Below are 12404 nucleotides of genomic sequence, written 5' to 3' on the forward strand. Positions count from 1 at the left end.
CCCTGTAGATTGTATGATTGCAGGAGCGTTACATGAAAATATATCCATGGATTTACAGTATCGTAGTTGCCGGGGCCCTCAGTGCCTGCGGCAATGCCGATGATCAACGCAGCATGTCTCCCAATGCGCTTGCAGCTCAAAAAGTAGCCGCAATACAGCAGGTGATGGCTCTGGCTGCCGAGGCAAGAGAGGCTGTTGAGGCTGCCGACAGCAGCAAGCAACAGGCTGTTGAGTATGCACAGGCAAGACAAGCGGCCGTCAGAGCAGCGATTGCCAAAGCGGCAAAAGAGACAGAACTACTGAAAAAAGATGCTGAAAGCAAAGCCCGCTGGGCGGCGCTGACTCAGGCAAGAGCTGCGGCGGCACGTACAGCATTGCTGCAGGCGGCGCTGGAGCAGTCGAAGGCAGAAGCGCTTGTAGCAGAAAAGATCAAAGCCGTGCAGACGGCACGTATCCAGGCAGATATCCATCAGGAGATTGCCCGCAAGGCCATGCAGGAAAAGATTGAAGCCGAGATGCTCTCCGGGAAGGTAATGGCTGCGGAAAAGCTGGCGGCCCTGTCGATCGGCCTGAAACAGCAGCAGACTCAAACCCAGACCAGTTCCGCCCCGGTTTCGGCTAGCCAGCCGAATCAGCGACCGACTGAAACAGCCAGAGCCGACAGCCATCCGCGGGTCATCGCACCTTCACACAGGCCTCACATTATCGCGAAAAACAGCATCAAGCCTGCGACAACGGCCATGCACAAAGATGCTAAACCTGTTGCCGTGACAAAGCTGGCAATGGCAAAACCCGCTCAGGCTCAGACTGGTGCAGCGAATGCAGTTCGCGGTCACGCTCTGGCCAAAAAGTGCCAATTATGCCATACGTTTGATGCGGGGAAGAAAGCCAAGTTCGGCCCCGGCCTGTTCGGTATTGTCGGCAAGCAAGCCGGTAAAACGGAAAGCTACAAATATGGCCAGGCACTGGCAGCGGCTACCTTTACCTGGGACCAATCCAATCTCGCCGACTGGGTCTGCAACTCAGGCAGTGCAATCAAACAGCTGACCGGTAAACATTCAGCCCGTACAAAAATGCCCGCTCAGCATGCCTGCGGGCAGGATGCGCAGGATATCGTCGCCTATCTGGCCAGCCTGAAAGCGCAGCCAGCCCGACTGGCGCGGGCAGATTGATCGCAACAAGGTTCTATTGAGGAGCAGCACAAGCGCATCTGATCAGCTATAATCGGGGCCAGATTAGTCAACGGGAGGCAATCATGCTCAAAAATGGCAAGGTACTTGTACCAACCGATTTTTCCGAAGCATCCAAAGAAGCGCTGAACAGGGCAGGTGAGTTGGCAGCGTTGTACTCCGCTGAGGTGCATCTGCTGCACGTGATGGAGCCTGCCGTGTTTTTCGAAACGGACATGATTGCCATTTCACCGCTGAATGACATTACCGATGCCATAAGGGCCGGCGCAAAGAAACGCTTGCTGGCACAGGCAGAGAGCGTGGATTTTAACCTAACGACGCACTTGATGGAATCGATGGGCGAGCCGGCCGGGGTCATCTGTGAATTTGCCGCATCACTGCCTGCCGACCTGATTGTCATCGGGCGACAGGGCGTGCAGGGCACTTTCGAACACCTGCTGATAGGCTCCACCGCCGAGCGTGTGGTGCGTCATGCCAGCTGCTCGGTGCTGGTCTCCATGCAGCATGCGACGAAAGAGAGTTGAGACGAGCAGCACAACATCGTATCATGGCATGATATGAATCCGGATTTACTGCCGAACCTGCAGCAACCGTACCGCCAGTTTGTTACAGACTACCTGAAGCTGTTACTGGCCAGCGCACGACGTGCGCACCGGCATATGGACATCGCTGATCGCGGGAGTATTCATGCTTTCAGAGTTGCCGTACGCCGCCTGCACACATGGCTGTCGATACCCGGTCTGCTGCCTGTAACCGACAAAAAACTGCTCACACGATTAAAGCATCATATCAAGGCAACCAATGCATTGCGCGATGCAACGATACACAATAAGTGGTTGAAGAAACATGGCTACAGTCAACGGGTCGCTCTTAAACCGCCTTCACTGCCGCCTCGATGGAAACGCCTGTGTCGCCGCCTGGAGGCCTCCATCGAAACCGCCGCACAGATACATGAAGACAGACTGAATGAGCCCTTTTCCTGCCGCGGCGCATCTGTCGTGCAATCCCTGTTTAATGAGTTTGCTGACGCACTGTTGGCCATTCGCGGCCCGGAGGATATCCGGGGCATCCATCACAGTCGTATTCTGGCCAAACAACTGCGTTATATGCTCGAGCCGTTTGCTGCCTCGGATAAACAGGCAGAGCGGCTGATGCAGGAAATGGTCTCGTTTCAGGACTGCACGGGCATGTTGCATGACCTGGCCACCATGCGCGATGCCCTGGCACCGGCTCCTTCCCTGCGCGCGCATATTGAGCGGGAAATGAAAAGCCTGTATCAGATCGTTGAAACCCGCCATATAAGGACACGCGAGCAACTGATCCGTGATTTCAGGGAGTGGCTAGAGAACTGTGATATCCCGCCCCCCGATTGGGTGTGAGGTGCATAACAGCATACAGGCCTGGCAATGTCAGCGTGTGGGGATACTCCCGGTCCGCCTCAATCTTCAAGCGAGAGGGACAGGTTGCCATCATGGCCTGTTTCTTCTGTTTATGCTGTGCTTGCGCCGGTATAGCACCTAGTATGGCGCAATGCTGGTGATGCTGTTTCTGTTGTTTTCCATACCGATAGGGATATTTACCGCCTGGTTTGCCTGGCAGGCGTTCAAGGTGGGCAAACGGGGTGCGGCCTGGGGAATGTCAGGGCTATCACTCGTCTGTTTTGCCTCTGCCGCCGTGCTACTCACGTGGATCTATGCGCTTTCGCTCAGCTAAACCCGGCGTCAGTCGCGCAGTTCTCACGGCAGCGAAACAGGTTATTTTTCCATCGTACATTGACCTTGTCGTGATGCGGGACATACTTACACCAAATCAGATGCGGAGGGGATAAATACGATGGGACAGCGTGTTTGCGTGATCGGTGGTAGCGGATTTGTCGGGCGGGCCATTGCAAAACAGGCGGTCACCGCCGGGCATACCGTGACCGTGGGCTGCCGTCACCCGGAAAGGGCGCGTGCCATGCTGGTTGACGGAGTGCGGCTGAAACGGGTGGATGTCGTTGACGGACGTGGTATCGATGAAGCGATCAAGGGCTGTGATACTGTTATTTATCTGGTAGGGCTGTTATTTGAACGGGGGCGCTACAACTTTCAGGCTGCGCATGTCGATGGTGTGGAGCATGTCCTGGCTGCCTGCCAGCGCGCAGGTGTTGGCCAATATCTACACATGAGCGCACTCGGCGCCGGCGCAGTGCCGGGGAGCAGCTATGCGACCAGCAAGGGCGAGGCGGAGAAGCACGTGCGCGCTTCCGGCCTGAACTGGACGATATTCCGTCCATCCATTATCTATGGTGCCGGCGACTCTTTCTTCAGCAAGTTCAAAACCATCAGCAGCGCCTTGCCGGTGATGCCGGTAATCTGTGGCGAAACTCGCTTTCAACCGGTATGGGTTGAAGACGTGGCGCGTGCATTTGTGGGCACTATTGGCAATCGCCACACTGCGAACCAATGCTATGAGCTCGGCGGCCCGGCTACATACAGCTTTAAACAACTGCTGGAAATGACACTGGATGCACTCGGTCGCAAGCGCTTGCTGCTGAAGCTGCCAAATTTCGCGGCCAGACTGATGGCCACAATCAGCAGTCTGCTGCCTACCCCGCCGCTAACCAAAGACCAGCTCATGCTGTTGGGGCACGACAATGTCGTCTCCGGCGCACCTTTTCCGGCGCTGTTCGGCCCGCCTGCAAGGCTGGAGGATGTGCTGCCAACCTTTATTTTCGGCAACCAGGCCGAAGTGCTGCAGCAGCAGTGGGATCTATCCAGACAGCACTACCGCAAGGGCGGCGTTTGAGCTCCCCGCTGTTCGCTGCGGTATTTGCCGCATATTTACTCGGCGCGATACCCTTTGGTCTGCTGTTGACCAAGGCGCTGAGCAAACGTGATCCGCGGGAGCATGGCAGTGGCAATATCGGTGCAACCAACGCGATGCGTACCGGCGGCAAACTGGTAGGTGCACTGACGCTACTGGCCGATATTCTCAAAGGGATCATCCCGGTCGCACTAGCCATTGCGGCGGATCTGTCGGAAGCATGGATTGCAGTGATCGCTTCAGCGACGTTTATCGGTCATCTCTACCCGGTCTACTTGCGCTTCCGTGGCGGCAAGGGCGTAGCGACAATGCTTGGTGTCATATTGCCATGGCAGCCTCTGGTTGCTGGCATCGGAATACTGCTGTGGTTTGTCCTGATGAAGTTGAGCCACTATGTCTCGCTGGCATCCATTCTGACAGCACTCTCTCTGCCCTTGCTGATTGTATTAACAGACGGCTCCATGCCGGCACTGATAGCAGGCATGATGATCGCTACACTGGTAACGCTGAAACACGCATCGAATATCAAGCGACTGTTGGACGGCTCGGAGCCGACAACCGAACAGGACCGTCAGGCGCAGCCATGAAAGATGCGACAAACAACAACACAGGCGGAGCCGGAACAACTCTGCTCCAGAGATGCAGGAGGTGTTCATGAAATTCAGGCATATATTGCTGGCGGGTCTGATTACCATGCTGATGATTCCGATCGTCAGTGTGCAGGCTGCTGCCACTGCCGCCCCTGCGGGCATCGCAAACATCAAGCCCGACCTGCCGCAGCCCTACATTGTCAAAAAAGGCGATACCTTATGGGATATTGCCAATTATTTTTTCAAGGATCCGATGCAATGGCTGCGTATCTGGGAAAAAAATCTGTACATTACCAATCCTGACCTGATCTATCCGGGCAACAAAATATGGTTTGATCCCAACCACCAGAGCGGGCTGACGACGGTCAGGCCGATGCCGCAGGTGATTATCCGCCCGGTAGAGCGCCTTGCGGCCAATACCGACTCCGCCATGCTGTTAACGGCTTTGGAGCGGCAGGATTTTATCCTGCCTGAGCAGGAGCAGGGGGTCGGCCACATACTGGCCTCGCCCGACGAGCGTCTGAACTTTGGCGCACATGATCGTGTCTATCTGAAGTTGAATCAGCCGGCTACGCCCGGCACCCTGTTCGATGTGTTCCGCACGACCGATGCGATTAATGACCCTCAAACCGGGGAAAAAATTGGCTTGCTGGTCGAACATATGGGGCAGGTTCGCGTAGAGTCCGAGGCCAAAAACGGCATTGAACGTGCGGTCGTCACCAGAGCATTTGCCGAGATGTCACGTGGTGATCGCCTGAAACCGGCGCGTACCATCGACCCGCACTTACGACCAATGCCGCCTACACAGAAACTCAGCGGCGATATCATCTATATCCGCAACGGCGCTCATGAGGCAGCTCAAAATCAGGTCGTAGGTATCAGCATCGGACAGGAGCAGGGATTAAAGACCGGCACCCAACTCTCGATTATGCGGGCAGGACGCATCATCGCTGACAAGGTTAGCGGCTCTCCTGTTCAGTTGCCCCAGGAGAAGGTCGGTGACCTGCTGGTTCTGGTGGCGCAGCCCCGCGTATCAATCGGCTTAATTACTGCATCCACCGCCCCGATCAATATCGGCGATACCGTATTTGGTGAACCTGCCCGCTAGAGACTCGTGGTCTGCAATGCACTGACAGATGACCTCTGAATCCGCACTGCAGTGGCTGCGCCTTTCCATGGTCCATGGTATAGGGCCGATGCTGGGGCGCAGGCTGCTTGCTGCCATCGGCGGCATCGAAGCACTGTGGTCAGCCACGGGGGATGAACTGAGAGCTGTCGATGGCATGGGGCAACAGCTGGTAGCGTCATTGAGCAGCACTCATCTCAGTCAGGCCGAACAGATCGTGAAGCAGTGCGCCGCCCAGCAAATCGGCATCCTCTGCCCGGACGATGCGCGATGGCCGGTTGCTCTGGCAAATGTGGAGGATGCCCCTCTTATCCTGTTTTACCGTGGCGATCCGGTATGCCTGTCGCATCTGCCAATGCTGGCCATGGTCGGCGCGCGACGGGCCAGTCGGGAAGGGCGCGTGTTGACCCGCCGCTGGAGTCGCTACTTCACAGCTCACGATATCGCCATTGTCAGCGGCATGGCCTTTGGCATCGATGCCGCTGCCCATGCCGGCGCGCTGGAGGAGCAGGGTATCACCATCGCCGTGCTCGGCTGCGGGTTGCTGGCTCTGACCGAAGAACAACAGCGACAGGTTGAAGCCATTGCAGAGCGAGGTTGTGTGATATCGGAATTTTTACCTGCCCAGTCGGCCAGGCCGGAACATTTTCCACGCCGCAACAGAGTGATTGCCGGCCTGGCGCAGGCGACAGTGGTCATGGAGGCGGACATCCGCTCCGGATCCCTGATTACCGCGCGTCTGGCAGGCGAGTACGGACGCGATGTGTTTGCTGTCCCGGGCTCGGTACTGGCCGACAACCATGCAGGCTGCCACCGGCTGATCCGGGACGGCGCCATACTACTGGAGCGGGCCGAAGAGCTGCTTGTACAACTGGGTCTGCATGCCGATAAAACGACACAATTACATGCCGGAAAACAGTATCATCCGGCCGATGCCGAAGAGGCCGGAATCCTCATGGCCATGCGTGGTGAAGCCGTGCATCTGGATTTGCTGGCAGAAACTTGCGGCTTGACCCTACCTGAGCTTTCGCCCATCTTGCTGCGCCTTGAGCTGCAGGGCGTGATAGAACGCCTGCCGGGCAGCCGCTATTTACTAGCGACGGAGTTGAGTGATACATGAGTGCAGTCGTAGTGGTGGAGTCCCCCGCCAAAGCAAAAACCATCGAAAAATATCTGGGCAAAGGCTATAAAGTCCTTGCCTCCTACGGACATGTGCGCGCCTTCCCCAAAAAAGATGGTTCAGTGGATCCCGAACAGGATTTTGCCATCAAATATGAAGTTATCCCGGACAAGAAGAAGCGACTGGATGCCATCGACAAGGCCCTGAAAAGTGCCGACACACTCATTCTGGCGAGCGATCTGGATCGTGAGGGTGAGGCCATTGCCTGGCATGTTGCGGAAGTACTGCGTGAACGCGGCTCCCTCAAAGACAAGCAGATTCAACGCATCACCTTCAATGAAATTACCAAAAAGGCCATTCAGGATGCCGTAGCACACCCCGGCGAGATGGACATGCAGCTGGTAGATGCCCAGCAGGCACGCAGTGCCCTGGATTATCTGGTGGGGTTTACACTCTCGCCGCTACTCTGGCGCAAGGTTCGCAGCGGCCTCTCTGCCGGGCGCGTGCAATCGGTAGCACTCAGGCTGATTTGCGAGCGCGAACAGCATATTCGCGAGTTCAAACCGAAAGAGTTCTGGACCATCGATACAACCTGTCAGGTTGCGGCGACGAATGATGGAGTCGATTTCGCTGCCCAGCTGTTTGCCGTAGATGGCGAGAAGCTCGGCAAATTTGCTATCACCGATGGCGTGTCGGCCAAAACCATGGCGCGCAAGGTTGAGAAAGCCACCTTTCATGTCGACGCCGTCAACAAGAAGCAGGCACATCAGCAGCCAGCCCCTCCCTTCATCACCACAACACTGCAGATGGATGCCTCCCGCAAACTGGGCTTTACCGCTCGCAAAACCATGCAGGTGGCACAGAAGCTGTACGAAGGTATTGAGGTGGATGGGGAGCCCGTCGGTCTGATTACCTACATGCGTACCGACTCGCTGACGCTCTCCGAAGATGCGCTGGCCGAGATGCGCAGCCACATTGAGCAGGTCTACGGCGATGCCTATTTGCCGGCCGCTCCGCGTCGGTTCAAGACCAAGAGCAAGAATGCGCAGGAGGCCCATGAGGCGATCCGCCCGACGGCCATTGCCCGTACGCCCGACGGTCTGCGCTCGGTTCTGGATCCGGATGAGTGGAAGCTTTACCAGCTGATCTGGAAACGAACGCTGGCATCGCAAATGGCGGCAGCCGTACTCGATCAGGTCAGCGCCGATCTGGTATCCGACGGCCTGACACTGCGTGCGACCGGCTCCACCCTCGCCTTTGCCGGTTTCCGCAAGCTATACATCAAAGGTACCGATGAACCGACAGCACAGGATAGCGAGCGACTGTTGCCGCCACTGACCGAAGGTGATGCGATCACCATCAAGCAGGCGGATGCCAAGCAGCACTTCACCGAACCCAAACCACGTTTTTCCGAGGCCACACTGGTCAAGGCGCTGGAGGCCGATGGCATCGGGCGTCCATCCACCTATGCCAACATCCTGAACGTGCTGCGCGTACGCAAGTATGTGGAGATGGAAAAGAAGCGTTTTGTGCCAACCGATGTCGGCGAATGGGTAACCAAATTCCTGGTGGCGTCGTTCAGCGATATTATCGCACCGAAATTCACGGCCGCCATCGAAGACAGGCTGGATGCCGTGGCCCGTGGTGAAGAGGGCTGGAAGCCGCTGCTGCGCGAGTTCTGGTCTCCGTTCAAGATCGCTGTAGATCAGGCGCTGGAAGCCGAGCGACCGGCAGAGGAGACCGATGAGATCTGTCCTGAATGCGGAAAGCCGATGGCTATTAAACTCGGTCGCTACGGCAAATTCATGGCTTGTACAGGCTATCCGAAGTGCAAACATGCCAGCCCGATCGGCGGCAGCAAGGAGCCTGAGGAGCCTGAGATCTCCGATCAGGTGTGCGATCAGTGCGGCGCAGCAATGGTCGTCAAACATGGCCGATTCGGCAAGTTTCTCGGCTGCTCCGCCTACCCGACCTGCAAGAATATTCAGCCGCTGGAAAAGCCTGTGGATACCGGCATTCGCTGTCCGGAGTGCGGCAAGGGCACCTTTCTGGAAAAAAAATCCAGGCGTGGCAAGCTGTTCTACTCCTGTTCCACCTACCCCAAGTGCAAGAATGCCTTGTGGAACAAGCCTGTGGATCGTCCCTGCCCTGCATGCGGCGCCCCGTTCGTGACGGAAAAAACAACCAAGCGCAACGGCACCGAACTTGTCTGCGCCCGCGAAGGTTGCGGCTGGAAAGAACAGGTTGGCGAACCTGAGGCAACCTGAGAACGGATGCCCCACACAGGCTTGAGTCATTCAACCCACCTGCGTAAAGGTACGACTGAAGACCTGAGTGCGGTTTACAACCTGAGCCGACTTTGTTTTGATGAGCCTTGGTCACTACAATCGCTCTACTCTTCACTGGAGAGCGGTTACGACCTGTTGCTGTGTGAACAGAACGGCATGCTTGCCGGCTATATTCTCAGCCTGACTGTACTCGATGAGATCCAGATCATGCAGGTGGCCGTGGCCCCTGCCAGCCGGCGTCAGGGAGTGGCAGGAGAGATGAGCCGATACCTGATTGACCATGCCAGAGGCATCAACTCCATTTCTCTGGAACTGCGCTGCTCCAACAAAGCGGCTTACAACCTCTATACAAGCCTTGGATTCACCAAAACCGGTTACCGCAAGCAATACTACGCGGCCAATGCCGCCGGGATCAGCGAGGATGCCGTGCTGATGGAAATATGTCCGGCGGCAGAATAACCTGCTGAACCCTTTATTTTATAGGTGTTTTTCGCCCCCGTATTCTTGACCATGCCGGTTGCCCGGTGCAGCGTTGGCACAATATTTTACGGGTACAGGTATGCACGACGATGAAATTGTCCGGCGCTGAAATAGTAGTTGAATGTCTGAAACGTGAAGGCGTGGATACCATCTTCGGTTATCCTGGCGGTGCCGTACTGCAAATTTACGATGCCATCTTCCAGCAGAGTCACTTCAAACATTACCTGGTACGCCATGAGCAGGCTGCACTGCATGCCGCCAGCGGATATGCGCGTGTATCCGGCAAATGTGGCGTAGCGCTGGTCACCTCCGGCCCCGGCGCGACCAATGCCGTCACCGGCCTTGCCGATGCGCTGGCGGATTCAACTCCGCTGGTATGCTTTTCCGGGCAGGTTACTTCTGCGCTGATCGGCAATGATGCCTTTCAGGAGGCGGATGTCGTCGGTATTACCCGCTCGGCCACCAAGCACAACTTTCTGGTCAAGCGCGCTGAAGATCTGGCGCTGATTATCCGGCAGGCATTTCATATCGCCACAACAGGGCGACCGGGACCGGTATTGATCGATATTCCCAAGGATGTCAGCATCAATATATGTGAATTCGTATGGCCGGAAGCAGTCAACATGCGCTCCTATCAACCGGTGACACAGGGCCACCCCGGCCAGATCAAAAAGGCAGTCAAGGCCATGCTTGCCTGTCAGCGACCGGTCATCTACTCAGGCGGCGGCATTATGAATTCCGTCGGTAGCGCAGCCCTGCTGCGAGAGCTGTCACACTCGCTGAATGCACCGGTAACCAATACCCTGATGGGATTGGGCGGCATTCCTTATGACGACCCTCACTTCCTCGGCATGCTCGGTATGCACGGCACCTATGAAGCAAATATGGCCGTCTCACACTGCGACCTGCTGGTTGCTGTCGGCTCCCGCTTTGATGACCGCGTCACCGGTAAGCTCGAAGCCTTCGCGCCGGATGCGAAGATTATCCATATCGATATCGACCCCTCATCGATCTCGAAGAATATCCATGCCCACCTGCCTATCGTCGGTGATGTCGGCGTCGTGCTCAAGCAGATACTCGAAGAGATCGCCCGCAAGAACGGTGCGCCGAATGCCGACGCACTGGCTTTGTGGTGGGAGCAGATTGCCGAGTGGCGTGCTGTCGATTCGTTGCATTTTGAGCAATTGCCCGATGCCCCGATCAAACCCCAGCGTGTCATTCAGGCTGTGCATGAAATCACCCATGGCAATGCCGTTGTTGCGACCGATGTCGGCCAGCATCAGATGTGGGCGGCCCAGCACTACGGCTTCCGCAAGCCTCACCGTTGGGTGACGTCCGGTGGACTGGGCACCATGGGTTATGGACTGCCGGCCGGCATGGGCGCACAGATTGCCGTTCCCGATGAGCGGGTGGTTGTCTTTACCGGCGACGCCTCCATCCAGATGTGCATACAGGAGCTGGCCACGATGTATCAGTACCGGCTTCCGATTATCATTATTATTCTGAACAACGCCTATATGGGCATGGTACGCCAGTGGCAGGAGATGTTTTACGAGTCCCGCTACTCCCAGTCCTATTTCGATTCGTTGCCCGATTTCGTCAAGCTGGCGGAAGCGTATCGCGGCACCGGCCTGAAAGTGGATCACATTGAGCAGCTTGACAGCGTTCTGGAGCAGGCTTTTGCCATCAAGAACGAACGCTTTGTGCTGGTGGATGTGGCTGTATCAAAAGAAGAGAATGTATATCCGATGGTGCCTGCCGGTGCGGCGCTGAATGAGATGGTGCTGTCATGAGGCATACAATTACCGTTCTGGTAGAAAATGAATTCGGCGTACTGACGCGGGTAGCCGGGCTATTCTCCGCGCGCGGCTATAATATCGAGAGCCTGAATGTAGCCCCGATTCAGGATAAAACCGTCAGTCGCATGACGATTGTGACGCGTGGTGATGAGCGGGCGATTGAGCAGATCAAAAAACAGCTGAATAAACTGATTCCGGTGATCAAGGTTGATGATATCTCCCATACGGTCCACCTGGAGCGGGAAATGTTACTGGTCAAGGTTGCGGCATCACCAGAGAGCTATAATGCGCTGCTGGAGCTGGCTGACAGCTTTGGCGCCAAGGTCGTCGACGATCATATCGACAGTCATATGATCCTGGAGCTGACAGGCAAGGCGCAGCAACTCGATGAGTTTCTGTCGCGCCTGTCAGACTTTGATGTCACGGCCATGACTCGCACAGGTCCGGTCGGCATGCGGCGTGATGCAAAAGGTTTCAACCTGGACTGATATCTGCACCATAGCCGCGCTAAAATCATGGCCGGAGTCAGTCAGGCTTGCGGATAATAGAGTTGCACCATATGCAACAGCTGCTGCGGCGGGAACGGTTTTTGCAGGAATGGCAGGCTGCCGACTTCATGCAGAACATTGCGCCCCGAGATAATAATCGTTTTGATCTGCGGCACATATTTCAGCATCGCCCGATGCAGCTCAACACCATTCATCTTCGGCAGGTTGAAGTCGCTGATCAGCAGCTGCGGGGGCGCTTCTTTACTGTGCATATGTTCCAGCACATGTTCAGGATGGGCGAAAGCGTGAACCATGTATCCCTGACTGCTCAACAGGCAGGCCAGAAACTCGCAAAGGTGACTATTATCATCGACAACATAAATACTCATCCAAGCCCCTTCCCGCCCACCATTGCTGATTTTTATAGATGTAAAAGCAGTTATAGTCAAGTTGAGAGCTTTTCCGTATTGCCATCGAAAGCAGGGCGTAGCTGATATGCGGGCTTCGATGGCAACCTG

At 56.2% G+C, this 12404-nt stretch carries 13 protein-coding genes; 12 read left to right on the forward strand and 1 reads right to left on the reverse strand.

Annotated features, from left to right (window positions below; translation table 11 throughout):
* Positions 1-32: 32 nt before the first annotated feature.
* The 12 genes from SPV1_RS04185 to ilvN all read left to right on the forward strand — a co-directional run bounded on the left by SPV1_RS04185 (position 33) and on the right by ilvN (position 11886).
* On the forward strand, positions 33-1172 hold the full coding sequence (locus tag SPV1_RS04185; RefSeq protein ID WP_009849871.1) for a c-type cytochrome: 1140 nt from the start codon (positions 33-35) through the stop codon (positions 1170-1172).
* 83 nt (positions 1173-1255) lie between these two features.
* Positions 1256-1714 carry a universal stress protein gene (locus SPV1_RS04190; protein ID WP_009849872.1) on the forward strand — a complete coding sequence of 153 codons (459 nt, stop codon included), beginning with the start codon at positions 1256-1258 and terminating at the stop codon, positions 1712-1714.
* A 33-nt stretch (positions 1715-1747) separates the two neighbouring features.
* Positions 1748-2569: a CHAD domain-containing protein gene (locus SPV1_RS04195; RefSeq protein WP_009849873.1), complete on the forward strand. Its 822-nt coding sequence runs from the start codon at positions 1748-1750 to the stop codon at positions 2567-2569.
* Positions 2570-2720: 151 nt separating this feature from the next.
* On the forward strand, positions 2721-2903 hold the full coding sequence (locus SPV1_RS04200) for a hypothetical protein (protein WP_009849874.1): 183 nt from the start codon (positions 2721-2723) through the stop codon (positions 2901-2903).
* 120 nt (positions 2904-3023) lie between these two features.
* Complete coding sequence (locus SPV1_RS04205; RefSeq protein WP_009849875.1) at positions 3024-3977, forward strand: complex I NDUFA9 subunit family protein; 954 nt, start codon at positions 3024-3026, stop codon at positions 3975-3977.
* Positions 3974-4582 (forward strand): glycerol-3-phosphate 1-O-acyltransferase PlsY, encoded by a 609-nt coding sequence (plsY, locus tag SPV1_RS04210; RefSeq protein ID WP_009849876.1) that lies wholly within the window; start codon positions 3974-3976, stop codon positions 4580-4582. Before SPV1_RS04205 ends, plsY begins: the two co-directional genes overlap by 4 nt.
* Before the next feature lie 67 nt (positions 4583-4649).
* The gene (locus SPV1_RS04215; protein ID WP_152909306.1) at positions 4650-5693 is read left to right on the forward strand and encodes a LysM peptidoglycan-binding domain-containing protein; all 1044 of its coding nucleotides are present in this window, start codon (positions 4650-4652) and stop codon (positions 5691-5693) included.
* A gap of 28 nt (positions 5694-5721) precedes the next feature.
* Positions 5722-6831: a DNA-processing protein DprA gene (gene dprA, locus SPV1_RS04220; RefSeq protein WP_009849878.1), complete on the forward strand. Its 1110-nt coding sequence runs from the start codon at positions 5722-5724 to the stop codon at positions 6829-6831.
* A complete protein-coding gene (gene topA, locus SPV1_RS04225) occupies positions 6828-9098 on the forward strand; it encodes a type I DNA topoisomerase (RefSeq protein WP_009849879.1) in 2271 nt (756 codons plus the stop codon). The genes dprA and topA overlap by 4 nt, the downstream gene beginning before the upstream one ends.
* A gap of 21 nt (positions 9099-9119) precedes the next feature.
* Positions 9120-9578: a ribosomal protein S18-alanine N-acetyltransferase gene (gene rimI / locus SPV1_RS04230; RefSeq protein WP_196795100.1), complete on the forward strand. Its 459-nt coding sequence runs from the start codon at positions 9120-9122 to the stop codon at positions 9576-9578.
* A 110-nt stretch (positions 9579-9688) separates the two neighbouring features.
* Positions 9689-11392: a biosynthetic-type acetolactate synthase large subunit gene (gene ilvB / locus SPV1_RS04235; RefSeq protein ID WP_009849881.1), complete on the forward strand. Its 1704-nt coding sequence runs from the start codon at positions 9689-9691 to the stop codon at positions 11390-11392.
* Positions 11389-11886: an acetolactate synthase small subunit gene (gene ilvN, locus SPV1_RS04240; RefSeq protein ID WP_009849882.1), complete on the forward strand. Its 498-nt coding sequence runs from the start codon at positions 11389-11391 to the stop codon at positions 11884-11886. Before ilvB ends, ilvN begins: the two co-directional genes overlap by 4 nt.
* A gap of 41 nt (positions 11887-11927) precedes the next feature.
* On the opposite strand, the gene SPV1_RS04245 is transcribed toward ilvN, so the two are convergent.
* Positions 11928-12275, reverse strand: coding sequence for a response regulator (locus SPV1_RS04245; RefSeq protein ID WP_009849883.1), 348 nt, complete (start codon positions 12273-12275; stop codon positions 11928-11930).
* Positions 12276-12404 lie beyond the last annotated feature (129 nt).

This window comes from Mariprofundus ferrooxydans PV-1, assembly GCF_000153765.1.
Classification (GTDB): Bacteria; Pseudomonadota; Zetaproteobacteria; order Mariprofundales; family Mariprofundaceae; genus Mariprofundus; species Mariprofundus ferrooxydans.